Origin of the sequence: Herbaspirillum sp. ST 5-3 (assembly GCF_004804275.1) — a bacterium.
Taxonomy (GTDB): Bacteria; Pseudomonadota; Gammaproteobacteria; order Burkholderiales; family Burkholderiaceae_D; genus Noviherbaspirillum.
Map to the genome: position 1 here is coordinate 124453 of NZ_STGI01000010.1, position 25052 is coordinate 149504.

Annotated in this window: 23 protein-coding genes; 7 read left to right on the forward strand and 16 right to left on the reverse strand. The window is 59.2% G+C overall.

Going from position 1 to position 25052, the window contains the following annotated elements; translation table 11 throughout:
* Positions 1–422 precede the first annotated feature (422 nt).
* The 3 genes from panD to pntB all read left to right on the forward strand — a co-directional run bounded on the left by panD (position 423) and on the right by pntB (position 3927).
* A complete protein-coding gene (gene panD, locus E6W33_RS18875; protein ID WP_136418870.1) occupies positions 423–791 on the forward strand; it encodes an aspartate 1-decarboxylase in 369 nt (122 codons plus the stop codon).
* 106 nt (positions 792–897) lie between these two features.
* Positions 898–2484 carry a Re/Si-specific NAD(P)(+) transhydrogenase subunit alpha gene (locus E6W33_RS18880; RefSeq protein ID WP_136418871.1) on the forward strand — a complete coding sequence of 529 codons (1587 nt, stop codon included), beginning with the start codon at positions 898–900 and terminating at the stop codon, positions 2482–2484.
* 21 nt (positions 2485–2505) lie between these two features.
* The gene (gene pntB / locus E6W33_RS18885; protein ID WP_136418872.1) at positions 2506–3927 is read left to right on the forward strand and encodes a Re/Si-specific NAD(P)(+) transhydrogenase subunit beta; all 1422 of its coding nucleotides are present in this window, start codon (positions 2506–2508) and stop codon (positions 3925–3927) included.
* A gap of 49 nt (positions 3928–3976) precedes the next feature.
* Here pntB and E6W33_RS18890 read toward each other — a convergent pair whose 3' ends face one another.
* The 4 genes from E6W33_RS18890 to E6W33_RS18905 are packed head-to-tail and all read right to left on the reverse strand — an operon-like array spanning position 3977 to position 8227.
* Entirely contained in the window at positions 3977–5119 is a 1143-nt protein-coding gene (locus tag E6W33_RS18890; RefSeq protein WP_136418873.1) for a UbiH/UbiF/VisC/COQ6 family ubiquinone biosynthesis hydroxylase, read from the reverse strand.
* A 4-nt stretch (positions 5120–5123) separates the two neighbouring features.
* Positions 5124–6455, reverse strand: a complete 1332-nt coding sequence (gene pepP, locus E6W33_RS18895; protein WP_136418874.1) for a Xaa-Pro aminopeptidase — start codon at positions 6453–6455, stop codon at positions 5124–5126.
* Between the two features lie 20 nt (positions 6456–6475).
* Positions 6476–7171 carry an N-acetylmuramate alpha-1-phosphate uridylyltransferase MurU gene (gene murU / locus E6W33_RS18900; protein WP_136418875.1) on the reverse strand — a complete coding sequence of 232 codons (696 nt, stop codon included), beginning with the start codon at positions 7169–7171 and terminating at the stop codon, positions 6476–6478.
* A gap of 30 nt (positions 7172–7201) precedes the next feature.
* Entirely contained in the window at positions 7202–8227 is a 1026-nt protein-coding gene (locus tag E6W33_RS18905; protein ID WP_136418876.1) for a phosphotransferase, read from the reverse strand.
* A gap of 120 nt (positions 8228–8347) precedes the next feature.
* On the opposite strand from E6W33_RS18905, the gene E6W33_RS18910 reads away from it, so the two are divergent.
* Genes E6W33_RS18910 through rsmA form a run of 4 tightly spaced genes read left to right on the forward strand, consistent with a single transcriptional unit; the run spans position 8348 to position 13725 of the window.
* On the forward strand, positions 8348–10513 hold the full coding sequence (locus tag E6W33_RS18910; RefSeq protein WP_348983168.1) for an LPS-assembly protein LptD: 2166 nt from the start codon (positions 8348–8350) through the stop codon (positions 10511–10513).
* A 6-nt stretch (positions 10514–10519) separates the two neighbouring features.
* Positions 10520–11923, forward strand: a complete 1404-nt coding sequence (locus tag E6W33_RS18915) for a peptidylprolyl isomerase (RefSeq protein WP_136418878.1) — start codon at positions 10520–10522, stop codon at positions 11921–11923.
* Between the two features lie 6 nt (positions 11924–11929).
* Positions 11930–12958 (forward strand): 4-hydroxythreonine-4-phosphate dehydrogenase PdxA, encoded by a 1029-nt coding sequence (gene pdxA, locus E6W33_RS18920; RefSeq protein WP_136418879.1) that lies wholly within the window; start codon positions 11930–11932, stop codon positions 12956–12958.
* Positions 12955–13725, forward strand: coding sequence for a 16S rRNA (adenine(1518)-N(6)/adenine(1519)-N(6))-dimethyltransferase RsmA (rsmA, locus tag E6W33_RS18925; RefSeq protein WP_136418880.1), 771 nt, complete (start codon positions 12955–12957; stop codon positions 13723–13725). Before pdxA ends, rsmA begins: the two co-directional genes overlap by 4 nt.
* Positions 13726–13824: 99 nt before the next feature.
* On the opposite strand, the gene E6W33_RS18930 is transcribed toward rsmA, so the two are convergent.
* From E6W33_RS18930 to E6W33_RS18985, 12 genes are all read right to left on the reverse strand, one after another.
* The gene (locus E6W33_RS18930) at positions 13825–14406 is read right to left on the reverse strand and encodes a chromate transporter (RefSeq protein ID WP_136418881.1); all 582 of its coding nucleotides are present in this window, start codon (positions 14404–14406) and stop codon (positions 13825–13827) included.
* Positions 14403–14978 carry a chromate transporter gene (locus E6W33_RS18935; RefSeq protein WP_136418882.1) on the reverse strand — a complete coding sequence of 192 codons (576 nt, stop codon included), beginning with the start codon at positions 14976–14978 and terminating at the stop codon, positions 14403–14405. The genes E6W33_RS18930 and E6W33_RS18935 overlap by 4 nt, the downstream gene beginning before the upstream one ends.
* 16 nt (positions 14979–14994) lie before the next feature.
* Entirely contained in the window at positions 14995–15384 is a 390-nt protein-coding gene (gene gloA, locus E6W33_RS18940) for a lactoylglutathione lyase (protein WP_136418883.1), read from the reverse strand.
* A 19-nt stretch (positions 15385–15403) separates the two neighbouring features.
* Positions 15404–16327 (reverse strand): SprT family zinc-dependent metalloprotease, encoded by a 924-nt coding sequence (locus E6W33_RS18945; protein ID WP_136418884.1) that lies wholly within the window; start codon positions 16325–16327, stop codon positions 15404–15406.
* Positions 16299–17084 (reverse strand): lysophospholipid acyltransferase family protein, encoded by a 786-nt coding sequence (locus E6W33_RS18950; RefSeq protein ID WP_136418939.1) that lies wholly within the window; start codon positions 17082–17084, stop codon positions 16299–16301. The genes E6W33_RS18945 and E6W33_RS18950 overlap by 29 nt, the downstream gene beginning before the upstream one ends.
* Positions 17085–17122: 38 nt before the next feature.
* Complete coding sequence (gene gmhB / locus E6W33_RS18955; protein ID WP_136418885.1) at positions 17123–17683, reverse strand: D-glycero-beta-D-manno-heptose 1,7-bisphosphate 7-phosphatase; 561 nt, start codon at positions 17681–17683, stop codon at positions 17123–17125.
* A 35-nt stretch (positions 17684–17718) separates the two neighbouring features.
* Complete coding sequence (glyS, locus tag E6W33_RS18960; protein WP_136418886.1) at positions 17719–19803, reverse strand: glycine--tRNA ligase subunit beta; 2085 nt, start codon at positions 19801–19803, stop codon at positions 17719–17721.
* Positions 19804–19961: 158 nt separating this feature from the next.
* Positions 19962–20873: a glycine--tRNA ligase subunit alpha gene (glyQ, locus tag E6W33_RS18965; protein ID WP_136418887.1), complete on the reverse strand. Its 912-nt coding sequence runs from the start codon at positions 20871–20873 to the stop codon at positions 19962–19964.
* 70 nt (positions 20874–20943) lie between these two features.
* Positions 20944–22503: an apolipoprotein N-acyltransferase gene (gene lnt, locus E6W33_RS18970; RefSeq protein ID WP_247869694.1), complete on the reverse strand. Its 1560-nt coding sequence runs from the start codon at positions 22501–22503 to the stop codon at positions 20944–20946.
* Positions 22504–22604: 101 nt separating this feature from the next.
* Complete coding sequence (locus tag E6W33_RS18975; protein ID WP_136418888.1) at positions 22605–23492, reverse strand: transporter associated domain-containing protein; 888 nt, start codon at positions 23490–23492, stop codon at positions 22605–22607.
* A gap of 96 nt (positions 23493–23588) precedes the next feature.
* Positions 23589–24041 (reverse strand): rRNA maturation RNase YbeY, encoded by a 453-nt coding sequence (gene ybeY, locus E6W33_RS18980; RefSeq protein ID WP_136418941.1) that lies wholly within the window; start codon positions 24039–24041, stop codon positions 23589–23591.
* Complete coding sequence (locus E6W33_RS18985) at positions 24025–25041, reverse strand: PhoH family protein (RefSeq protein WP_136418889.1); 1017 nt, start codon at positions 25039–25041, stop codon at positions 24025–24027. The genes ybeY and E6W33_RS18985 overlap by 17 nt, the downstream gene beginning before the upstream one ends.
* Positions 25042–25052: the final 11 nt, after the last annotated feature.

The following is a 25052-nucleotide window of genomic DNA, read 5'->3' on the forward strand; positions in this document are numbered from 1 at the left end:
CTGCCCGTGTTGCAAATAAGACTGCCAGGAAGCGGAATAATCAGCGTCGGTACGGAAAACTTCTTGATGTTGCACAATTTTTTCAAACAAGTTTCGGATGCAAGCTTAAAAAAGCCGCTAAATTCTTTTTTCGCCGCTTTTTTCATTTATCCTCTGTGGGAACCGGTGTAAATAAGAAAAAAATGCCGGTTTTGTGGCCCTGATCAACAAGAGAATAAAAAAGAACGATTGTGCTATTTTTTGGTTTCCGTGTAAGATCGGTGTAAGAATTGAACATGGGAGAAGCACGTGGCGATCGACATGCCCGCCGTACACCGGGCGGGTGGACTTCATGCTGCCCTCTCCCGCGTATCCATCGGAAATCAAATTGCCGCAACAAGGCTTTGTCTGCGCGGCGAGGAATTGTGTAATTAGGAGAAAAAATGCAACGCATCATGCTTCGGTCAAAGATCCATCGAGTCACCGTCACACAGGCCGACCTGCATTACGAAGGATCCTGCGGCATCGACCAGAATTTACTGGACGCCGCCGATATCAAAGAGTTTGAAAAGATCGAGCTCTACAACATCAACAACGGAGAACGTTTTTCGACCTACGCCATCAAGGGCAAGCGCGGTAGCGGCGAGATTTCGCTCAACGGCGCAGCGGCCCGCCGTGCCCATCTGGGGGACCTTTTGATCATTTGTACCTACGCGCCGATGAGCGACGCGGAGATTGAGACGTATGTGCCGAAGATTGTTTTCGTCGATGAAAAGAATCAGATCACAGGACTCAAAAAGTCGCCTGCATGAGGGCACAAGAAAAACCTGCCCTGTCCAGAATAAAAGAAAAGGTGCGACAGCAGTGTCGTTCCCTCCACATGAATATCCACTTTCATAACCACCAAGGGGAAAGCGTATGCCTCTGACAATCGGAGTACCACGGGAGGTTTTCCCGGGCGAAAAACGTGTTGCAACCGTTCCCGACGTTGTTGAAAAACTCATCAAGCTCGGTTTCTCCGTTGCTGTCGAGTCCGGTGCGGGCGATGCGGCGAACTTCAGCGACGACACTTACCGCGCCGCGGGCGCGCAGATCATCGACAACGCCGCCAAGCTGTGGGCGTCGTCCGATATCGTGTTCAAGGTGCGCGGACCGAACTCTGACGAAGTCGCGATGATGCGCGAAGGCGGCACCTTGATCAGCTTCATCTGGCCGGCGCAAAACCCGGAATTGATGAAGCAGCTTGCCGCCAAAAAGACGACCGTGCTGGCCATCGACTCGCTGCCGCGCACTCTGAGCCGCGCCCAGAAGATGGACGCGTTGACCTCCCAGGCAGGCGTTGCCGGCTATCGCGCCGTCATCGAGGCTGCTAATGCATTCGGCCGCTTCTTCAGCGGCCAGGTGACGGCAGCCGGCAAGGTTCCGCCGGCCAAGGTCTTCATCGCGGGCGCAGGGGTGGCCGGCTTGGCGGCGATCGGCACCGCCGCAGGCCTGGGCGCCATCGTGCGCGCCAACGACACCCGTGCCGAAGTGGCCGACCAGGTGGTGTCGCTGGGCGGCGAATTCGTGAAGGTCGATTACGAGGAAGAGGGCTCCGGCGGCGGCGGCTACGCCAAGGTGATGAGCGAAGGCTTCCAGAAGGCCCAGCGCGAGATGTATGCCAAGCAGGCGAAGGAAGTGGACATCATCATCACTACTGCCTTGATTCCCGGCAAGCCGGCACCGAAGCTGATCACTGCCGAGATGGTGATGAGCATGAAGCCGGGCAGCGTCATCGTCGACATGGCGGCCGAGCAAGGCGGCAACTGCGAACTGACCGAGCCCGGCCAGGTGGTGGTGAAGCATGGCGTGACCATCGTCGGCTATACCGATCTGGTCAGCCGCCTGTCGAAGCAATCGTCGACGCTGTACTCGAACAACCTGCTGCGGCTGACCGAGGAGTTGTGCAAGACCAAGGACGGCGTCATCAACGTCAACATGGAAGACGATGCCATCCGCGGCCTGACCGTCATCAAGAACGGAGAAGTCACCTGGCCGCCGCCGGCGCCCAAGCTGCCGGCCGCACCGCCGGCCGCCAAGCCGGCCGCCGTTGCTCCTGCAGCGAAAGGTCATGGCCATGGCGCTGCAAGCGAACCGGCTTCCGGCTCGCGCATCGCGGTTCTGTTCGGTGTCGCTGCCGCGCTGTTCTGGTTGATTGGCGCCTTTGCGCCGGCGGCATTCCTCGGCCACTTCACGGTGTTCGTACTGGCTTGCTTCGTCGGGTACATGGTTGTGTGGAACGTCAAGCCTTCGCTGCATACGCCGCTCATGAGCGTGACCAATGCCATCTCGAGCATCATTGCCATCGGCGCGCTGGTGCAAATCGCACCTCCGCTCTCTGCAGGCATTGAACGCCCGGGTGACTTGATCCGCTGGCTGGCCGTGGTCGGTATCGTGCTCACCTCGATCAACATGTTCGGTGGCTTTGCCGTTACGCGTCGCATGCTGGCGATGTTCCGCAAGTAAAAATAAAGGGAGCCGATAAAAATGTCTGAAAGTCTCACAACAGTCGCTTACCTGGGCGCGACCATCCTCTTCATTCTCAGTCTTGGCGGATTGTCCAATCCGGAAACCGCTCGACGCGGCAACCTCTACGGCATGATCGGCATGGCAATCGCCGTGTTCGCGACGGTCTTCGGGACGCATGTCACGACGGCCGGCATTCCGTGGATCATTGGCGCCATGGTTGTTGGCGGCGCGATCGGCCTGTACGCAGCGCGGACGGTGCAGATGACCCAAATGCCGGAACTGGTGGCGTTGATGCACAGCCTGGTCGGTCTTGCCGCAACGCTGGTGGGTTATGCGAGCTATGTCGATCCTGCCGCAAGCGCAAGTTTCAGCGGTGCGGAAAAGGCCATCCACGAGGTCGAGATCTACGTCGGTGTGCTGATCGGCGCGGTGACCTTCTCCGGTTCGATCATCGCTTTCGGCAAACTGTCCGGCCGCATCGGCGGCAAGCCCTTGCTGCTGCCCGGGCGGCACTTTCTCAATCTCGCGGCCCTGCTGATCGTGATTTATTTCGGCAGGCAATTCCTGCATGCCGAGACGGTCGGCGCAGGCATGACTCCGCTTATCGTCATGACCGTGATTGCCTTGCTGTTCGGCATTCACATGGTGATGGCAATCGGCGGCGCCGACATGCCGGTGGTAGTGTCGATGCTCAACAGCTACTCGGGTTGGGCGGCGGCGGCAACCGGTTTCATGCTGTCGAACGATTTGCTGATCGTTACCGGCGCATTGGTGGGTTCGAGCGGTGCCATCCTCTCCTACATCATGTGTCGCGCGATGAACCGCAACTTCATCAGCGTGATTGCCGGCGGTTTCGGCACGGAAGGCGGCAAGCCCGCACCGGCAGGCGGCGCGGCACAACCGGCTGGCGAAGTGTCGCCGGTCACGGCGGCCGAGACCAGCGAACTGCTGCGTGAAGCGAAGAACGTCATCATTGTGCCGGGTTACGGCATGGCAGTGGCACAAGCACAGCATACTGTCTATGAGATCACCAAGTTCCTGCGCGAGAAGGGAGTGAACGTGCGCTTCGGCATTCACCCGGTCGCGGGTCGCATGCCTGGTCACATGAACGTGCTGCTGGCAGAGGCGAAGGTGCCTTACGACATCGTGCAGGAAATGGACGAGCTCAATGATGACTTCGGCGATACGGATGTTGCAATGGTGATTGGCGCCAATGACATCGTCAATCCGGCCGCGCAGGAAGATCCGTCCAGCCCGATCGCCGGCATGCCTGTCCTGGAAGTGTGGAAGGCCAAGACCTCGATCGTCATGAAGCGCAGCATGGCTTCCGGCTACGCAGGTGTCGACAATCCGCTGTTCTACAAGGAAAACAACCGCATGCTGTTCGGTGATGCAAAGAAGATGCTGGACGAGGTGCTGGTTTCCCTGAAAGCAGCCTGATCGAAAGACCGCATCGTTGTGTGAAAAAGCCGCGCATTGCGCGGCTTTTTTATTCTCGTTGGCCGAACAGCATTTGTTCGGCCAGCAATCGCTTCGCGGGTTGCAATGCATCCACCATCGTGAGGGAAAACCCCAGTGCTGCCTGCGACAAGGCGCCATCCGGCGCGCTGGCGAAGATGCGGGCCAGGGTGTCGGTCAAGGTGATCGTGAGCTTGCGGTCCGATTGCCGCATTTGAATGAATCGCTGCAGCATCTCCGGTGTCGCTTCGCGCGCAAGCAGGCGTGCCAGCACGGCCGCATCGCGCAAGCCGAGATTCATGCCCTGACCGGCGACTGGATGCAGGGTTTGCGCTGCATTGCCGATGGCAACCGTTCTGGGCGATATCGCTGCATGAGCATTCAGGCCAAGCGGATAGGTGACGCGTGGCGTGATGCCGGTAAACCTGCCGAGCCGACTGCCGAATACGCGCTCCAGTTCGGCCAGGAATTCGCTGTCCGGCAATGCATAAAGGCGCGATGCCGTGGCAGGACGCGCGCACCAGACCATCGCATAACCATCATCTTGCGGCAGCAGGGCCAGCGGGCCTTCCTCGGTGAAACGCTCGAAAGCGCGATGCGCAATCGGTTGGCTGCAGCTCACGTGCGCGATGATCGCTGTCTGCTGGTAATCGCGGCTGATCGATTTGGTGCTTTGTTCGGAGAATACGCCGCCTTCGGCTTGCACCATGATCTCCGTGGTGAGGGACCGGCCGTTCGAACATTTCAGTTCGACGGAATCGGCGCGTTCCAGCGAGGAAGTGACATGGATCGGACGCAGTGTCGTGACCCCGTTTCGTTCCGCAAGCGCGGCCAATGTCGACACCAGGGCGCCGTAACGCGCCACGTAACCCAGCGCAGGAATGTCATAGTCTTCGCGATCGATGACCGTGCGGCCAAAGTGCCCGCGCCGCGAAACATGGATCTGATGAATCGCATTGGCAGGGATGGGCCATGCCCCGACACCTTCCAGGATTTGTCGGCTGCCATAGGAGAGGGCGATGGAACGCGGATCTCGCGACACCGCTTCCAGTGGCTTGGCATCGATCAAGGCGACGCGAGCCGCCGGAGTGCCTCGCTTGACGAGGTGCAGTGCGAGCGCCAGGCCGACTGGGCCGGCGCCGCAAATGGCGATATCAAAATCCGTTGTTGCCATTGCCTCAGCGTTTCATCACGGCTTCAATGTCCGCGACGGTCTTGGGCGCTGCTTCAGTGATGATGTCGCAACCGTTTTCCGTCACCAGCGCATCGTCTTCAATGCGAATGCCGATATTCCAGAATGCTTCCGGCACACCGGGTTCCGGGCGCACATAAATGCCGGGTTCGACGGTCAGCACCATGCCGGGTTGCAAGGCACGCCATGGTTTTTCTCCGGCGAGCACAGTCGCCTCGCGGTATTCGCCGACGTCATGTACGTCCATGCCCAGCCAGTGGCCGGTACGATGCATATAGAACTGGCGATACGCCCCTTTTTCAATGGCATCATCCAGGCTGCCGACCTTGTTCTTGTCCAGCAAGCCGGTGTCGAGCATGCCTTGCGCCAGCACGCGAACCGCAGCGTCGTGGCCGTCCATGAAGCGCTTGCCGGGGCAGATTTCGGCGATCGCCGCGGCTTGGGACGCGAGCACAATTTCGTACAGTGTCTTTTGCGGTCCGGTGAATTTCCCGCTCGCGGGGAAGGTGCGGGTGATGTCGGACGCGTAGCTGTCGAGCTCGCAGCCGGCATCGATCAGGACCAGGTCGCCGTCCCTGATTTCCGCGTCGCTGGCGCGGTAGTGCAGCACGCAGGCATTGGCGCCGGTGGCGACGATGGATCCATAAGCCGGATATTGCGAACCGTTGCGCCGGAATTCATGAAGCAGTTCGGCTTCCAGATGATATTCTCGCAAGCCGGGTCGGCAGGTCTGCATCGCGCGGCGATGCGCTTCGGCGGAAATGGCGGCGGCGCGCTTCATGATGGCGATTTCGGCGTCATCCTTGATCAGGCGCATCTCATCCAGCAGCACATGCACGTCGTGGACGACCGACGGCGCGACAATGCCTGCGCGCGATTGCATGCGCACTGCCTGCAACCAGTCCTGTACTTGCCTGTCGAGTTTGCTGTCGCTGCCCAGTGCATAGAACAGGGCCGGTGCATTGGCGAGCAATTTCGGCATTTCGGCGTCGAGCGCGCTGACAGCATGCGCCACATCGAATCCAAAGGCTTCGCGCGCCGCCTCCGGGCCATAGCGATAGCCGTCCCAGATCTCACGTTCGAGATTCTTTTCGCGGCAGAATAGAATCGATTGATTCTTCTCGCCCGCGATCAGCACGATCACGGCTTCCGGTTCGTCGAAACCCGAGAGGTAGTAGAAATAGCTGTCGTGCCGATAGGGATAGTCGGAATCGCGATTGCGCATGACTTCCGGTGCGGTCGGGATGATAGCGACACCGCCGCCTTTGGCCTGCATTTGTTTCATCAATGCCGCACGTCGGGCTGCGTACGATTTCATTTGCGCTCCTTTGCGTTCTTCTAGCCGTTCAGTTGCGCCAGGCGTTCCGGTGTGCCGACATCGGTCCAGTCGCCGCGAAACACTTCGCCGCCGACCTGCCCGCGTGACGCGTATTCGCGCAGGATGGGGGCAATCTGCGCCGATTGGCCGGGCTCGACGGAATCGAAGATCTCCGTACGGTATACACCAATGCCGGAAAACGTGAAACGCGGCTCGCCCTCGTTGACCACCGAAAAGCTGTGCAATCCGAAATCGCCTTTCGGATGATGCGGCGGATTTTTCACCAGGTAGAGCCAGGCGACATCGCGCTTGTCGCGCGGGTGCGGATTGCCCCACATGTCATTGTCTTTCAGCGCATCCTTGACCTGCTCGAAATCGAAATGCGGGCAATAGATGTCGGCGGCAATCGCGACAAAGGGCTCTTCGCCGAGAAGATGGCGCGCCTTGGCTACCCCGCCGGCCGTTTCCAGCGCTGTACCTTCGGCGGAATAGGCGATGCGTGCACCGAAGCGGGAACCATCGCCCAGCGCTTCTTCGATCATGTGGCCGAGATGCGCGTGATTGATCACGATATCGGTGATGCCGGCACGTACAAGATTCAGAATGTGCCAGACGATCAAGGGCCGGCCGCGTACTTTCAACAGCGGCTTCGGGCAATCATCGGTCAGCGGACGCATCCGCTCGCCGCGTCCGGCGGCGAAAATCATGGCTTTCATGCTTGCGAAATTCCGTTCATCCTTGCAGTCTCAGAAAGTGTAGCCGACCGATGGCGCCTTTTCTTCCAGCTCATCCAGCAATCTGATCAATGGCGCCAGCGCGTTGTAGCGGCCGGCTGCCTTGCGGGTGTATTCCATCACCAGCGGCAGGTCTTTCAGATAGCCATCCTTGCCGTCGCGATGATAGAGCCGAGCAAAAATGCCGAGTACTTTCAGATGCCGTTGCAGGCCCATGAACTCGAAGTCGCGATAGAAGGCGTCAACGTCCGGATTGACCGGCAATCCGGCGCGGCGTGCGCGTTCCCAGTAGCGGATCGCCCAGTCCAGCACCATTTCTTCATCCCACTGGATATAGGCATCGCGCAACAGCGACACCAAGTCATAGGTAATCGGGCCGTAGACCGCATCCTGGAAATCCAGAATGCCGGGATTACCCTGTCCCAGGACCATCAGATTGCGCGAGTGATAGTCGCGATGCACATAAACCTGCGGTTGGGCGAGATTGTTTGCAAGCAGGGTTTCGAAGACCTTGTTCAGCACTTCGGATTGCTTGTCTGTCATCGTGACGCCAAGATGCTTGCCGACATACCATTCCGGAAACAGCATCAGCTCGCGGTGCAGCAGTGCGCGGTCGTATTCCGGCAGGACGTCAGGCTTGCTTTGCGCCTGGATCAGCACCAGTGCATCGATCGCATCCAGATAAAGCTTGTGGGCGGTATCGTGGTTGAGTTGATTCAGGTACGTGGTCGAACCGAGATCGGACAGCAGCAAAAAGCCGCGCGCGATGTCCTGCGCGAGCACTTTGGGAACGGAAACGCCGGCATCGCCGAACACCTCGGCGACGTGGATAAACGGACGCACGTCCTCCTGCGGCGGCGGAGCATCCATCACGATATAGGTGGCGCCATCGCTTGCATCGGCGCGGAAATAACGGCGGAAACTGGCGTCGGAAGAAGCCGGTCGGATCGATTCCGGAAGGGCTTTGATGTCTGGCACGGTAGCCAGCCATTCTTTCAGTTGAATTAGACGGAGATCAGCGGGAGTATTTACAGACATGAAACTACCTGAGGCCTATAGACGGGGAGTTCCCATATAATAAGGGATTCAACTCAAAAAAGCGCCAGTCAATCCTCTCTTTTCATGAACCGGCTCCCAGCATTTCCTCCATCGCAACGTTTGCTTCGCCTCCTGACCGCCGCTCTCACGGTGGCGTCGGCGCCGACGCTCGTTTCAGCGCAAGCAACGGCGAAATCCTCGCTGGCGAAAGACAAGGACGAACCGGCAACTATCAGCGCCGAACAGATGACCGGCCGGCCCGACCGGGAAATCAACCTGGAGCGCAATGTCGAAATCACGCGCGGCCCGACAGTCATCAATGCCGACAAGGCGACGTACCGGATTCCGGAAGATGAGGTCGAGGCGAGCGGCAACATCCGCATGCGCCGCCTTGGCGACGCCTATACCGGCGACGAGCTGAAACTCAAGATCGAGGCGCAGGAGGGATTTGTCCTGCATCCGACCTACCACCTCGAGCGCAACAATGCGCAGGGGCAGGCCGAGCGTATCAATTTCGAGGGTGAAGACCGCGCGGCCGTCATCGAAGGCTCGTACAGCACCTGTGAAGGTCCCGACCCGGACTGGTACTTGAAATCGAGCAAGCTCAACCTCGATGCCGGACGTGACGAGGGCTATGCGCGTCGCACGACGGTGTATTTCAAGGACGTGCCGATCCTGTTCGCTCCGGCGATGTCGTTTCCGCTGTCGGACGCCCGCAAGACGGGCCTTCTGCCGCCGACCATCGGCACCACCAACAAGGGCGGCCTGGAATTCACCCAGCCGTATTATTTTAATATTGCGCCTAATCGTGACTTCACGCTGTATCCGAAACTCTATGCGCGCCGTGGTCTGCAGCTGGGCGGGGAGGCGCGCTATCTGGGCGCCGGTTATTCAGGCGAAACAAGGGCGGAAGTCCTGAACAACGATCACCGTACCGGAACCAACCGTTATGCGATCTCATCGACGCACTCGCAGGTACTGGCACCCGGCTGGAGCTTCGGATGGAATGTCAACAGCGCCTCCGATAACGACTATCCGAGCGATTTCTCGCGCACCATCACGACGGCTTCGCAGCGCCTGCTGTTGCGCGATGTCGCGCTCTCCTACGGCAGCAGCTTCTGGAACGCAACCTTGCGTACCTCGAATTTCCAGGTGCTGCAGGACCCGATCGTGCCGATTACCCGTCCTTATGATCGCATGCCGCAACTGTCAGTCCATGCCGGCCAGCTGGATGTGAACGGCTTTGACTGGACTGCCGATTCGGAGCTCACGCGCTTTACGCACCCGAACTCGACCTTCGTGGAAGGCGACCGCTTTCTGGTGAATCCGCGCATTGCGTATCCGCTCATTCAGCCCGGATATTTCTTTACGCCGAAGCTTTCCTTGCATGCGACCAAATATCGTTTGCAGACGCCGACGCCGGGGGCGACAAACGACCTGACGCGCGTGTTGCCTACCCTGTCGATGGACGGCGGTCTGGTGTTCGAACGCGATGCGGCGTTCTTCGGCAGCAGCATGACCCAGACGCTGGAGCCGCGCCTGTTCTACGTGTACACGCCGTATCGCGATCAGAGCGCCTATCCCAATTTCGACACGGCGGAAGCCGACCTCAGCTTCGCACAATTGTTCAGCGAGAACCGCTTTGTCGGCAATGACCGCATCAGCGACGCCAATCAGCTGACCGCGGCCTTGATTACGCGTTACATTGAACCGACCGGTGCCGAGCGCATGCGTTTCGCGGTCGGTCAGCGCTTCTACTTCACCGAGCAGCGGGTGACCCTGGGGCCGGTGCGCAACGAAAGCCGTTCGGACTTGCTGCTCTCGTTGTACGGGCAAATCAACCCGAAACTGAGCATCGAAAACAATATCCAGTACAGCCAGTCGCTGCACTCGATGAGCCGCGCCAACTACGGCGTTCGCTGGCAGCCGGCACCCAAGCGCGTGTTCAATCTGCAATACCGTCGCGACCGGGTGAATCGGCTTGAACAGGTCGATGTGGCGGCGCAATGGCCTTTTGCCAATCGCTGGTATGGTGTGGCCCGTGTAAACTACTCGCTACCCGATAGCAAAGTGGCGGAAGGCTTGCTCGGCGTGGAATACAAGGCCGACTGCTGGGTCTTCCGCATGGTCGGCCAGCGCATCCCGACGGCGACAGGCGAGGCGACCTCAGCCTTGTTTTTCCAGCTTGAGTTGAACGGACTGACCCGCCTCGGTTCCAATCCCCTTGATGCGCTGAGGGCCAGCATCCCTGGCTACCAGTTGGTGAATCAACCCAGTAACCCATAACGAAGCATGTCAAACATGAAAATTCTCCCGACCACGCTCAAGACCGCGAAATCCATGTCCCGCTTCCGGTTCGCGGTCGCGCTGTGCGCCGCCATCAGTGTGCTGCCGCAGGTTGGCGCGCAGGTCAAGACGACAGGCGCGCAAACCGAAAAGGCGCCGCGCATCTATCTTGCCGATGCGATCATCGCCGTGGTCAACAACGAGGTGATTACGCGCCAGGAGTTGGTTGAGCGCATGCGCGTGGTCGAGCGCCGCATGAAGAACCAGGGCATCGCCTTGCCGCCCCAGCCCGAATTCCAGCGCCAGTTGCTGGAGCGCATGATCGTCGATCGCGCGCAAATGCAATTGGCAAAAGAGTACGGCATCCGCGTTGACGACACCATGCTCGATCGCGCCGTGGCACGCATCGCCGAACAAAACAAGATGTCGCTACAGGAGTTCCGCACCCAGCTTGAGCGTGAAGGCACGCCGTTCGCGAAATTCCGTGAAGAGATTCGCGAAGAGATCATCATGCAGCGTCTGCGCGAACGCGAAGTCGACAACAAGATCCAGATCACGGAATCGGAAGTCGACAACTACCTCGCCGCGGAACAGGGCGCGCAGGCGCAGCAGGAATACAAGCTGTCGCACATTCTGGTGCGCATTCCGGAGAATGCGACCGCCGAGCAGATCGCCGAGCGACGCAAGCGCGCGGAAGGCGTGCTCCAGCAAGTGCAGGCAGGAGGCGATTTTGCCAAGCTGGCGGCAACGTATTCCGACGCGACCGATGCATTGAACGGCGGCGATCTCGGCTGGCGCAATCCGGACCGCCTGCCGCAATTGTTCGTCGATACGATCGCCGGCATGAAGCAAGGCGAAACTTCGCAACTCCTCAAGAGCTCCAATGGTTTCCACATCCTGAAGCTGGATGGCAAGCGCAGCCCGAGCGTGATGAAGGCCGGTGGCGCAGCGGCCGTGCAGCAGACGCATGTACGCCACATCCTGATCAAGGTGAACCAGATCGTGTCGCCCGCCGATGCCAAGCGCAAGCTGATCGAGCTCAAGCAGCGCCTGGACAACAAGGCCGCCAAGTTCGAGGATCTGGCGAAACTGTTCTCCAACGATTTGTCCGCCTCCAAGGGGGGCGATCTCGGCTGGATTTATCCGGGCGATACCGTTCCTGAATTCGAGCGCGCAATGGATGCGCTGCAGCCGGGGCAGATCAGCGAGCCGATCGAATCGCCGTTCGGCTATCACCTGATCCAGGTGCTGGAACGCAAGAAAGATGACGTCTCGCAGGAGCGCCAGCGTCTGATCGCGCGGCAGGCGATCCGCGAGCGCAAGCTGGAAGAGGCGACGCAGGACTGGCTGCGCCAGGTACGCGATCGCGCCTATGTCGAATATCGCTTCGACGTCAGCGATGCGCAATAAGCGGCCGTGAGCACCCGACCGACCATCGCGATCACCTGCGGCGAACCGGCAGGAATCGGCCCGGAGATTTCCATCAAGGCAGCATGGGCGCTGCGCGACAGCGTGAACAGCGTGCTGATCGGCGACGCCGCGCTCTTGTCCATGACGGCGTCCGACATCGATCCGGCGATCCGGCTGGTTGCGATCTCGACACTTGCGTTCCGCAACAGCGGCCTGCCGCATCTTTCACGCGAGCAGATCGCTGTGATTGATTGCCCGCTGAATGAACCGGCAGTGCCGGGCAAGCTGGATGCGCGCAACGGGCGCGCCGTTCTTCAGACGCTGGATGTCGCCATCAAGGGCGCCATGCAAAAACAGTTCGATGCCATCGTGACCGCGCCTCTACAGAAAAGCACGATCAACGATGCCGGCGTGCCGTTCACAGGTCACACTGAATACCTCGCGGAAAAGACGAACACGCAGCAGGTCGTCATGATGCTGGCCGGCGGCGAGCCCTTGCTTCGCGTCGCCCTGGCAACGACGCATCTGCCGCTGAAAGACGTGGCTGCGGCGATCACCTTCGACAGCCTGATGCGCACGCTCGACATCGTGCATCATGATCTGCAACGCAAATTCGGATTGCCCAGTCCGCGCATCCTCGTCACCGGATTGAATCCGCATGCGGGCGAGGGCGGTTACCTCGGCCGCGAGGAAATCGATGTAATCACGCCAGTGCTGCAGGCAGCGCAGGCAAAAGGCATCGACGCGCGCGGCCCCTATCCGGCCGATACGCTGTTTCAGCCCAAGTACCTGGAGCAGGCGGACTGCGTGCTTGCGATGTATCACGACCAGGGCCTTCCCGTGCTGAAGCATGCGAGCTTCGGGCGCGGCGTCAACATCACACTCGGCTTGCCCATCATTCGGACGTCGGTCGACCATGGTACCGCGCTCGATCTCGCTGCGGCCGGACTTGGGCATGCCGACCATGGCAGCATGCTGGAAGCAATCAAGATGGCGGCGCAGATGGCGGCCGCTTCATCCACCAAGGCGCAATGAAACATATCCCACGCAAACGCTTCGGTCAGAACTTCCTGACCGATCAGTCGGTGTTGTACGACATCATCCGCGCCATCGACCCGAAAGCCGACGACACGATGGTGGAGATCGGCCCCGGCTTGGCGGCGATGACGCGTCTACTGCTTGAGTCGCTGAAGCAGTTGCATGTGGTTGAGCTCGATCGCGATCTGGTCGCACGCTTGAAGAAAACCTTCGATCCCGCACGCCTGATCGTCCACGAGGGCGATGCATTGCAATTCGATTTCGCATCGATCCTGGTCGAACCCGGGCACAAGCTGCGCGTGGTCGGCAATCTGCCCTACAACATCTCCAGCCCACTGCTGTTTCACCTTGCGCAGATCGCGCCGCAGGTGCAAGACCAGCATTTCATGCTGCAGAAGGAAGTGGTCGAACGCATGGTCGCCGCGCCGGGCAGCAAGACGTACGGCCGCTTGTCGGTCATGCTGCAGTGGCGCTATTACATGGAATTGCTGTTTGTCGTGCCGCCGAGCGCTTTCGATCCTCCGCCCCAGGTCGACTCGGCCATCGTGCGCATGATTCCGCTTGCACAACCTCTGCCATGCGATGCATCGAAGCTGGAGCAGGTGGTGGCGAAGGCTTTCTCGCAACGGCGCAAGGTGATTCGCAATTGCCTCGCCGGCATGTTCACCGAGGCCGATTTGATTGACGTCGGCATCGACCCGCAGGCACGCCCGGAAGCGGTGCCGGTCGAGCAGTTCGTGGCATTGGCAAACAGCTTATCCTGACGCCGAGAGCGATTCATCCACGGAAAACACAAAAGGCACGGAAGAATCCAAAGTGATTTCCGTGCCTTTTGTGTTTTCTGTGGACCGGGCCTGTCAGGCTTAAACCAGTCCGAACCACCCGAGCAGTGCGCCGACGCCCAGCATCCACAGCAGAGGCATTCTGGTGCGCCAGATCAGCAAGGCCGCCGCCAGCGTCAACAGCCACAGCCGCCAATCCCTCGCCGGGTTGTTGTGGGCGCTGGTCAGAATCCAGCCGGTGGAAATCAGCAGCGCAATCACGATCGGTGCCAGGCCCTGCTTGAACGCGCGCACAGCGCGCAAGCTGCGGTTGCGATGGCCCCATTGCGCGGCCAGGTAGGTGAGGGACGTGCTGGGCAACATGATGCCGACCATGGTGAGCAGCACGCCGACCAGGCCCATCCAGAGACTGCCGGTATTGATGCCGACATGCCAGCCCATCAGGGCCACGAACAGGACATTCGGTCCGGGCGCTGCCTGTGCGATGGCAATCGATGCATTGAACTGCGGGTCCGTCAGCCAGTGGTGCTCATCCACGAGGTAGCGGTGCATGTCTGGCGCCGTCGTGATTGCGCCACCGACGGACAGCAGGGACAGCGCCAGGTAATGCACGAAGAGCTGAGCCCAGTCGCTCCATTGCAGGGAAATCAAGGTGCCACTCACGGCTTGAGCTTTCGATAGGCCAGCACGTACGCAATCCCGCCGAGCCCCGGCAGCACATAGGTGAGCGGCCAGTGGAGCAGCGCGACCGCGATGAAGCAGGCGACGCTGAGGGCGATACAGAGTGGCATGCCAAGCGGGCTTGTCCTGAGCGCGGTGAGCAGCTTCAGTCCGGCCGCCGTGATCAGGCCGGCAGCAACAGCGCCCATGCCGCGCAAGGCGCCGGCAAGCGCGGGATGGTCCGCGAACTGTGCGTAGATGAAGGTCAGCAGCAAGACGATGATCAGCGGTGCGGTCAGCATACCCGCCAAGGCCGCGAGCGCACCCGGCAGGCCGAAATAGCGGCCGCCGATCATCAGTGACAGGTTCACCACGTTGGGGCCAGGCATGATCTGCGCGACGGCCCACTCCTCCACGAATTCTTCCCTTGTCATCCAGCGCTTCTTTTCCACGATTTCGTGCTGGACGATGGCAAGCACGCCGCCAAAGCCTTGCAGCGCCAGCAGGGAAAAGGAAATGAACAGGTCGCTCAGAGACTGAGGGCGCGGGTGGTCGCTTGTGGCAGGTGCTTCCATGAGTCGATCGAAGCCTCTATGCGGGCTTGCGCTCGATCAGCTCGATCTTGTACCCGTCCGGATCCTGCACGAAGGCGATCACCGTCGATCCGCCTTTGACCGGACCTGCGTCGCGCGTGACGGTGCCGCCTTGCGCTTTCACGTTCTCGCAGGTCTTGTATGCGTCTTCCACTGCAATCGCGATATGGCCGTAGGCGTTGCCGAGATCGTACTTCTCGACGCCGTAGTTGTAGGTCAGTTCGAGTTCGGCATGCTCGGGATTCTTGCCGTAGCCGACGAAGGCCAGCGTGTATTTCTGCTCCGGCCGGTCGGTCGTGCGCAGCAGATTCATGCCGAGTACCTTGGTATAGAAATCGATGGAGCGCTGCAGGTCGCCGACCCGCAACATGGTGTGAAGAATACGCATGATGATTTCCTGTTGTTGTTCAGAAGATGGGCAGCGTTTCCGGCCCGCTCTCGCGCAATACCCGCTTGGCCGCCTGAAATTCCGGAAACACGGATTGCACCGTGGCCCAGAAGCGCGGGCTGTGATTCATCTCGCGCAGATGCGACAACTCGTGTGCAACGACATAGTCGATCATCGGCATGGCAAAGTGGATCAGCCGCCAGTTCAATCGAATCTTGCCCTCGGCGGTGCAGGAGCCCCATTGCGTCGCCGCGGATGACAAGGCAAACGACCGATAGCTGACGCCGAGTTTTTCCGCATAGAGCGGCAGGCGCTCGGCGAAAATGCGTTTTGCTTCGGCCTGCAACCATCCTTGGACACGGTCTTTCAACTGTTGTTCGCTGGCGTCCGGCGGCAGGCAAACCGTCAGTTCGCGCGTGCTTGCATCGTAAGCAATGCCCGCCGACTGCGCGGCGAGTATGCGCAAGTTCACGTCATTCCCAAGATAGGGCAGGATTGCGCCATCGCACCACTGCATATGTGGCTGCAGGCGGCGCGCCGAACGTTCGCGGCGTTCGCTCAGCTTGGCAAGAATCCAGCGCTGCTTTTCACGGATCGCGCTTTCGATTTCCGCAACGGTGACCCAGCGCGGCGCGGTGATCCGCAAGCCGTCGTCATCAATCAGGAATCCGATCGAACGGCGCTTGGAACGCAGCAGGCGGTAATCGAGGATATGCTGATCGACCTGAATGCGTCGTCTGCCCGTTGGGGGCGTGTTCGGAGGAGGTGTTCCCGGTATCGGGGACAATTCCAGCGGTTCGCGTTGCGGAACCAGTGCCGATCCCGGCGCCTGTTTCGGCGCCGGCTGATCGACCTTGGGCTGGGAAGAAAATTCTGGAGAAAAAAAGTCTAGTTGCAGCGCAAGCTGCTGTGGATCAGGCGGAGTCTGGCGTAGCAGCTTCAAGGGAGTCTGAGAGATTGTCTTTTGAATAAATTCCGGGCGAGGAAATGACTCGCATCTCAGATTCTATCCAATTTTCAACTTGTTGCATTAACTCAGGTGCAGTCAGCCCTTTGGGCGAGATCGGTTTGCCGATCGACACGGTGATGAGACCAGGCTTTTTGATGAAGGAATTCTTGGGCCAGCATTCACCCGCATTCATCGCAATCGGCACTGCGACGGTGTTGGTTTCCACGGCGAGTCGTGCGCCGCCGCCCTTGTACTTGCCCTTCTTGCCGACATGCGAACGCGTACCTTCCGGGAACATGATGATCCATTGGCCATCCGCCAACCGCTTCCTTCCGCGCTCGACAACCTGTGCAAAAGCATCCCGCGCATTGCCGCGATCAATCGGGATCATGCGCAGCAGCGCGATGCCCCATCCAAAGAACGGGATGTACAGCAGCTCTTTCTTGAATACGTAGACCAGCGGGCGCGGCATCGCATAGAGAAAGAAAATCGTCTCCCAGGCCGACTGGTGTTTCGACAATAGGATGGCTGGCGAATCCGGCAGATTCTCGTAGCCCTTGAACTGATACCGGATACCGCAAATGGTCTTGGCGGCCCAGATCACGAAACGGTTCCAGAAGGAAGTCAGGAAGTAGCGCTTGTTATAGGGCAGTGGCGCGAACAGAAAGCACATCGGCGCCCAGATCAGCGTTGCGAGAATCATCAGCAACGTGAACAGGAGCGAGCGCAGGAACAGATTGAAGTTGGACATCGAGTCTCCAGTCATGGGATACATTCCAGCGGCGCGAATCACGCGGCGGCAGGAACATCCACATTCGTTTTTAATAGATGGTCGACCACGGCGGCCAGATCGGGATAGACGGTTGTGCCCGGAGGCAGGCCGCCGGTGGCTTGCGTCTTTTTCCCTTTTCCGGTCAGGACCAGATAGGGCGTGCAGCCCGACACAAAGCCGGATTGCAGATCGCGCAGCGAATCGCCGACGGTCGGCACGCCTTTCAAGCTGACGTTGAACCGTTTTGCGATTTCCTGCAGCATGCCGGGCTTGGGTTTGCGGCAGTCGCAGTTGTCGTCAGCCGCATGCGGGCAAAAGAAGACGGCGTCGATCGTGGCGCCGACCTGCTTTGCCGTCGTGTGCATTTTTTGATGGATGGCGTTCAGCGTCACGATGTTGAACAGGCCACGTGCAATGCCGGACTGGTTGCTGGCCACGATGACGCGATAGCCGGACTGGTTCAGGCGTGCGATGGCTTCCAGAGAACCGGGAATCGGAACCCATTCGTCCGGCGACTTGATGAACTTGTCCGAGTCGTAGTTGATGACGCCGTCACGGTCCAGGATGATCAGTTTCATGCTCGCGTGCTCTGTATGTATGCTCAGTCTGGTGCTCACGCTGCCAGCTTTGAAATATCCGCCACCTGATTCATCATGCCATGCAGATCAGACAGCAGCGCAAGGCGGTTATTGCGCAGCTGCTCGTCTTCGGCCATCACCATCACGTCGTTGAAGAAGGCGTCCACATCATTGCGCAAATGTGCGAGAGCCTTCAAGGTGCCGGTGTAATCGCCTTTGGCGAAGGCGGTATCGACGCGCGGCTTCAGCTCGACAATCGCGGAATACAAACCGGCCTCCGCCGCTTCTTTCAGCAAGCCGCGCTGTACCGCGCCGGCACCGACTTCGGTTTTCTTGAGGATATTGGTGATGCGCTTGTTGGCCGCAGCAAGCGATTCGGCTTCCGGCAATGCCGCGAAGGCATGCACGGCATCCAGGCGCTCGACTATGTTGTCGAGGCGGTCGGGATTCTGCGCAACCACAGCTTCGATTTCGTTCTGTGCATAGCCGCGTTCGCGCAGCAAGCCGCGCAGGCGGTCCAGCATGAAATTGAAGACGTCAGTGGTGGAATTCTTGAAGTTGGCGTTGCCGGCAAACTGTTGTGCGGCATCCTGCAGCAAGGTGCCGAGTGACAATGGCAAGCGCTTTTCGACCAGCATGCGCAACACGCCGAGGGCGTGACGACGCAATGCAAACGGATCCTTGTCGCCGGTCGGTTGCAGGCCGATGCCCCAGATGCCCACCAGTGTTTCCAGTTTGTCTGCCAGCGCGACCACAGTGCCGGTTTGCGTCGAGGGCAATGCATCCCCTGCAAAACGCGGCTGGTAGTGTTCAGAGGCCGCCAGGGCCACTTCCTCGTGCTCACCGTCGTGGCGTGCATAGTAGGTGCCCATGATGCCTTGCAGTTCCGGGAATTCACCGACCATATCGGTCAGCAGGTCGGTCTTTGCCAGCAATGCGCCGCGTTCGGCCAGCGCGACATCCGCATTCAGCGCGTGGGCGATCTTGCCGGCCAGCGCTTTGACGCGCTCCGTGCGTTGCGCCTGGGTACCGAGTTTGTTGTGATAGACCACATTGGCCAGACCGGGCAAGCGGTCTGCCAGTTTCTTTTTCTTGTCCTGCTCGAAAAAGAATTTTGCATCGGACAGGCGCGGGCGCACGACGCGCTCATTGCCGCCGATGATGTGTTGCGGATCCGTCGTTTCCAGATTCGACACGATCAGGAAGCGCGAACGCAGCCGGCCGTTCGCGTCGGTCAGTGCGAAATATTTCTGGTTGGTCTGCATCGTCAGGATCAGGCACTCCTGCGGCACGGCGAGGAAGCTTTCTTCGAAGTTGCACGGGTAGACCACCGGCCATTCCACCAGTGCGGCGACTTCATCGAGCAAGGCCTCGGGCATCAGCACCTTGTCGTGACCGGCTTTCTCGAGCAGAGCGGCACGGATCTTTTCCTTGCGCGCGCCGACGGACGGGATCACTTTGCCTTGCACTTCCAGCGTCGTCTCGTACGATTCCGCGTTCGCGACAGCCAGTTCGCCTTGCGACAGGAAACGATGTCCGAGTGTCGACCGGCCGGCGGACAGGCCGAGGATCGCGACCGGCACGACTTCGCTGCCGTGCAGCGCGATCAGTTTGTGCGCCGGGCGCACGAACTGCACCGTGGAGCCGTCGGGGCGCTGATAACTCATCACTTTCGGAATCGGCAATTTGCCGACGGTTTCTTCCAGCGCCGCCTCAAGGCCGCTGTGCAAGGTGGAGCCCGGTGCGGTGTAGGTATGGAAAAAGCTTTCTGCCTTGCCGTCCTGTGCGCGCTCAAGGTCGCTCAGCTTGAGGTCGGGGAATCCGAGGGCGGCCAGTTTCTTCGCCAGCGGCGGCGTCGGATTGCCATCCTTGTCGAGCGCAACCGCGACCGGCAGCACTTTTTCGCGAATCGATTTGTCGGGCGAGCTTGCGCGCACCCTGGTAATCGAGACAGCAAGGCGGCGCGGCGTCGCATAGGAGGTCACGACGGAATCGGCTTCGACGAAATCACGCGATTTCAAGCCATTGAAAATGCCGGCGGCAAATGCCTCTCCCAGCCTGGCCAATGCCTTGGGCGGAAGTTCTTCGGTAAGCAGTTCGACTAACAGTGTCTGGTTCATGTTTATTCTGCGTTCTTTCCGTTCTCACCCTCTCGCACAAGGGGAGGGTGACATGGGTTTGGGTTGATCAATCAGAAAACCCAGCCTTCGCCCAAGCGCCTCGTTGAAGAGGAGGAACCCCGGCGGAGCTTATCGTTGTTCGATAAATTGCCGGCAGCTCAAGCTGCCTTGCGACCGTCCCCGCACATCGGGAAGCCCAGCTTCTCGCGGGAATCGTAATACGCTTGCGCAACCGCACGCGACAGGTTACGGATACGTCCAATGTACGCCGCACGCTCTGTGACCGATATCGCGCCACGCGCATCGAGCAGGTTGAAGGTATGCGCGGCTTTCAGGATCATCTCGTAGGCCGGCAAGGCCAGCGGCACTTCCAGCAGGCGCTTGGCTTCGGCTTCGTAATTGGAGAACAGCGAGAACAGGAATTCGGTGTTCGAATGCTCGAAGTTGAAGGTCGATTGCTCGACTTCATTCTGATGGAACACGTCGCCGTAGGTCAGGCGCTTGGTCACGCCATGCTCTTCCCACTCGGTCCAGACAAGGTCGTAGACATTTTCCACGCCTTGCAGATACATGGCGAGGCGCTCGATGCCGTAGGTGATTTCGCCCAGCACCGGTTTGCAGTCGAGGCCGCCGACCTGCTGGAAATACGTGAACTGCGTGACTTCCATGCCATTAAGCCAGACTTCCCAGCCCAGACCCCATGCGCCCAGCGTCGGGTTTTCCCAGTCGTCTTCCACGAAGCGCACGTCGTTCTGCTTCAGGTTCAGCCCCAATGCTTCGAGCGAACCGAGATACAAGTCGAGAATGTTTTCCGGCGCCGGTTTCAACACCACCTGGTATTGATAGTAGTGCTGCATGCGGTTCGGGTTTTCACCATAGCGCCCGTCTTTCGGACGGCGCGAAGGTTGCACGTAAGCGGCACGCCATGGCTCCGGACCGATGGCGCGCAGGAAGGTCGCGGTATGCGAAGTGCCTGCGCCGACTTCCATGTCGTAAGGCTGGAGCAGTGCGCAGCCCTGCGCGTCCCAGTACTCCTGCAGCTTCAGAATGACTTGTTGAAATGTTAGCATCGTATGGTTGCCCTCCTGCGCAACTGCCCAGGATGAGGTGAATGGTGGAAACTCGCTAAAACCCTAGATTTTAGCGGTTTTTAGGGGGCTTATGCGCATTGTTGCGCTTGGCGCGCCCCAATAAACGGGCGGCTGCGAGCAGCAAAACCGCAGCTGCGATGGGGATGATATTGCCGTACCGGATATACGGTGTCAGTCCCTGATAGCCCTGCACGCTGGCCGACAATACGCCGCGCTCGAAGGGCGGGAGGCGGGCGATGACTTCACCCTTCTGATTGATCACCGCCGTTGCGCCGGTATTCGTTGCACGCAGCATCGGGCGGCCGGTTTCCAGCGCGCGCATCTGCGATATCTGCAGATGCTGGGGCAAGGCGATCGAGTCGCCGAACCAGGCAATATTCGACAGGTTCAGCAGGATGCTCGCCTGCGGCATGGCGGCCGTTCCGCCCGCGGCGACCTGCGCTGCGATTTCCTCGCCAAACAAGTCTTCATAACAGATGTTCGGCAAGATCCATTGATCGCCGACCGCATAGGGCGCTTGCAACAGTTTGCCGCGGGTGAAATCGCCAAGCGGAATGTTCATCATCTCCACAAACCAGCGCGCGCCGAGCGGAATGAATTCACCGAAAGGCACCAGATGATGCTTGTCATAGCGATATGCCGGCGTGGCGGCTTGTGGCGACAAGCCGATCATGCTGTTGGCATATTGTCCTGACCCATCGCTGACCGGAATGCCGAGCGCGACATGGCTTTTCGACTTGCCGGCAAATTTCGACAGCAAATCGAGGTAGTCCGGCGGCAGTTGGCTTGACAGCAGAGGGATGGCCGTTTCGGGTGTAGCGATCAGATCCGCGGGTTGCGCGGAAATCATGTCGTAATACATGGAAAGCGTGGCTTCGATCTGCTCGGGCGCAAACTTCATTTCCTGCGGCACGTTGCCTTGCAATAGTCGTACTGAAATCGGATGTCCGTGTGCGGCGGTCCAATCCACCGATTTCAATCCGAAGCCGGCGGCAAGCAGCATCGCGGCCAGTCCGAGCGGAAGCTTTTTCTCGGGCAGCAAGGCGATACACCCTGCAATCAGACCGGAAATCCAGGCCAGCCCATAGACCCCGACGATGGGCGCGAAACCGGCCAGCGGACCGTTTGTGTGTGCATAGCCGGAACTGATCCAGGGGAATCCGGTGAAGATCCAGCCGCGCATCCACTCGGCCAAGGTCCAGAGCGAAGGGAAGACAAACAACAACGCCACCCAATCCGGCAGGGACCAGCGTTGTTTGAGACGCGTGCCGCCACCCATTGCGAGCGCAGCGAACAGGCTCAATGCAAAAGCAAGCAGGGCCACCGCGAGGACGGCCATCCATGCGGGCAAGCCGCCATAGCGGTGCATGCTGATGTAGAGCCAATGAAAACCTGCCGCCAGCCAGCCGAAACTGTAGGCCCACCCGATCAACTGGCCTTGTCTGAATGAGCCGGCGCGCGCCGCCAGCCGAAACACCAGCGCCAGCGTTGCAATCTGCAACGGCCAGATGCCGAATGGGGCGAAAGCCAGTACGTTGACGGCGCCGGCAATCAGGGCAAGGAGGGGGATCAGCGGCGAAGAAGGGACGAATGAGAAGGGCTTGTTCACGCGGTCGGGAGCGAATGCTTTTGTATTGTTATTGATTGGTCAGACGTTGGCGGGCCGGCCAATCCGCGCGCCGAATCAATCGGCACGCGCACCGCCCCACGTCAGGAAGCAGCTTCCGCTTCCTGCTCCGGAATTTTTTCCACGAGCAGCACATGCACCTGCCGCGCATCGGCGCGCAGCACTTCGAAGCGCAAGCCGTCGATATCGAACACATCACCTTTGCGCGGCACGCGGCCGAGATGATTGGCGACCAGTCCGCCTATCGTGTCGACATCCTCATCCGAAAAATGCGTGCCGAGCGATTCATTGAACTGCCCGATTTCGGTCAGCGCCTTGATACGCCAGCGCAGTCCGCGTGCACCGTCGCGGACCGGAAGAATGTTGTCCTCTTCCTCGTCGAAATCATACTCGTCTTCGATATCGCCGACGATTTGCTCCAGCACGTCTTCGATCGTGATCAGGCCGGCAACGCCGCCATATTCATCGACCACGATGGCCATGTGGTTGCGATTGGCACGAAAGTCGCGCAGCAGCACATTCAGTTGCTTGGACTCCGGAATGAACACCGCCGGACGCAGCATGTCGCGCACCTCGAAGGATTCCTCCGCATAGTAGCGCAGCAGATCCTTCGCCAGCAAAATGCCGACCACCTTGTCGCGATCACCATCAATCGCCGGAAAGCGCGAGTGTGCGGTCTCCAGCACCGATGGCAGCCATTCCTCGATGGGCTTGGTGATATCGATGACGTCCATCTGCGGGCGCGGCACCATGATGTCGCGTGCGGACAAGTCGGATACCTGGAACACGCCTTCGATCATCGACAGTGCGTCGGCGTCGATCAGATTGCGTTCATGCGCCTCGTGCAGAATCTCGAGAAGCTCGGCGCGATTTTCAGGTTCGGGGGAAATGAGTGCGGTCAGGCGTTCAAACAATGACCGGTGCGGTTTGGTGTCAATGAACTTGTTGGCACCACTAGGGTGATCTTGCATATGGCGGGAAGCCGTCGTTGGAGTTGGGTATAGCATACAACAAATGCGCGTCGAAACTCAAAAAAGCCGGACGCGCATCTTGTTCAAGATCCAATATCAATTGTAGGGATTGGCTTCGCCAAGGCTTGCCAGAATTTCAATCTCGAGCTGCTCCATTTCGGCAGCTTCTTCTTCTGTCTCGTGATCATATCCTTGCGCGTGCAGCACGCCATGCACCACGAGATGCGCGGTGTGTGCTTCCACGGACTTCTTTTGTTCCGCGGCTTCGCGCTGCAACACATCGGTGCATAAAATGATGTCGGCCTGCGTTACCTCGCTGTCTTCGTCTTCCGTGTAGGCAAAGGTGAGCACATTGGTGGCGTAATCCTTTTCCCGATAATCGCGATTAAGGACTCTGCCTTCCTCGGCATCCACAAAACGAATCGTCAGTTCCGCAGGCGCAAACAATGCGGCCTGCACCCATTGCCGAAGCTTGTTGCGTGGAACGATTTCTTTCAGACGTGGATCCGGATACTGGACGGACAAGGAAAGTTTATTTTTGGGCGGCATTTCTTGTGGATGCGCTTTTGGGGGAAGTGGCGGCCTCGTAGGCGTCAACGATGCGCGCAACCAAGGGATGACGCACGACATCGGCGCTTGTAAAGTGAGTGAAGGCAATGCCGCGCACGTTCTTGAGAATCTGAACAGCGTCGACCAGGCCGCTCTTCTGCGTGCGCTGCAGATCGATCTGCGTCACGTCGCCGGTCACGACGGCCTTGCTGCCAAAACCAATGCGGGTCAAAAACATCTTCATTTGTTCCGGCGTCGTATTCTGCGCTTCGTCGAGAATGATGAATGCATGGTTCAAGGTACGCCCGCGCATGTAGGCCAGCGGCGCGATTTCAATCACTTGCTTCTCGAACATCTTCTGCGTCCGATCGAAGCCAAGCAAATCGTACAGCGCGTCATACAGGGGGCGCAGGTAGGGATCGACTTTCTGGGTCAGGTCGCCTGGCAAAAAGCCGAGTCGTTCGCCGGCTTCCACCGCTGGCCGTGTCAGGACAATACGCTTGACTGCATCGCGCTCCAGCGCATCGACTGCGCATGCCACGGCAAGATAGGTCTTGCCCGTACCCGCAGGACCGACGCCAAAGGTGACATCGTGTTCAAGGATGGATTTGAGGTACTGATTCTGATGCGGAGTGCGGCCGCGCAAATCATGCTTGCGGGTCTTCAGCGCCGGGCCGACTTCCTCGAGCTCTTCTTCGTTTTTTGCTTCAGCATCGCTTTCCTGGCTTACCGCGCGTTGTTCCACCAGCGCCAGTTGAACGTCTTCAACCGAAATTGTCTTATCGGCAATTTGATAAAAATTTTCCAGCAATTCGACCGCGCGTGGCGCGTTGCTGCCGCTGATGATGAATTTTTCACCGCGGCGAAAGATGGTGACGTCAAGTGCCGCAGAAATCTGGCGAAGATTTTCATCCATCGGTCCGCACAAGTGTGCAAGCCGCTTGTTATCCAGCGGTTCCGGAATGAAATGTTGTGGCTGGGCAGGAATTTTGGTTTTCAAAAGTTGAGTCG

Bases quoted from the DNA above. Each gene is read 5' to 3' on its own strand.
- E6W33_RS18935 (WP_136418882.1), bottom strand. From the start codon at position 14,978: ATGGAAGCACCTGCCACAAGCGACCACCCGCGCCCTCAGTCTCTGAGC.
- gloA (WP_136418883.1), bottom strand. From the start codon at position 15,384: ATGCGTATTCTTCACACCATGTTGCGGGTCGGCGACCTGCAGCGCTCC.
- E6W33_RS18880 (WP_136418871.1), top strand. From the start codon at position 898: ATGCCTCTGACAATCGGAGTACCACGGGAGGTTTTCCCGGGCGAAAAA.
- panD (WP_136418870.1), top strand. From the start codon at position 423: ATGCAACGCATCATGCTTCGGTCAAAGATCCATCGAGTCACCGTCACA.
- glyQ (WP_136418887.1), bottom strand. From the start codon at position 20,873: ATGCTAACATTTCAACAAGTCATTCTGAAGCTGCAGGAGTACTGGGAC.
- gmhB (WP_136418885.1), bottom strand. From the start codon at position 17,683: ATGAAACTGATCATCCTGGACCGTGACGGCGTCATCAACTACGACTCG.
- rsmA (WP_136418880.1), top strand. From the start codon at position 12,955: ATGAAACATATCCCACGCAAACGCTTCGGTCAGAACTTCCTGACCGAT.
- E6W33_RS18905 (WP_136418876.1), bottom strand. From the start codon at position 8,227: ATGTCTGTAAATACTCCCGCTGATCTCCGTCTAATTCAACTGAAAGAA.
- E6W33_RS18975 (WP_136418888.1), bottom strand. From the start codon at position 23,492: ATGCAAGATCACCCTAGTGGTGCCAACAAGTTCATTGACACCAAACCG.
- ybeY (WP_136418941.1), bottom strand. From the start codon at position 24,041: ATGCCGCCCAAAAATAAACTTTCCTTGTCCGTCCAGTATCCGGATCCA.
- glyS (WP_136418886.1), bottom strand. From the start codon at position 19,803: ATGAACCAGACACTGTTAGTCGAACTGCTTACCGAAGAACTTCCGCCC.
- E6W33_RS18915 (WP_136418878.1), top strand. From the start codon at position 10,520: ATGTCAAACATGAAAATTCTCCCGACCACGCTCAAGACCGCGAAATCC.
- E6W33_RS18890 (WP_136418873.1), bottom strand. From the start codon at position 5,119: ATGGCAACAACGGATTTTGATATCGCCATTTGCGGCGCCGGCCCAGTC.
- pntB (WP_136418872.1), top strand. From the start codon at position 2,506: ATGTCTGAAAGTCTCACAACAGTCGCTTACCTGGGCGCGACCATCCTC.
- pepP (WP_136418874.1), bottom strand. From the start codon at position 6,455: ATGAAATCGTACGCAGCCCGACGTGCGGCATTGATGAAACAAATGCAG.
- E6W33_RS18950 (WP_136418939.1), bottom strand. From the start codon at position 17,084: ATGTCCAACTTCAATCTGTTCCTGCGCTCGCTCCTGTTCACGTTGCTG.
- murU (WP_136418875.1), bottom strand. From the start codon at position 7,171: ATGAAAGCCATGATTTTCGCCGCCGGACGCGGCGAGCGGATGCGTCCG.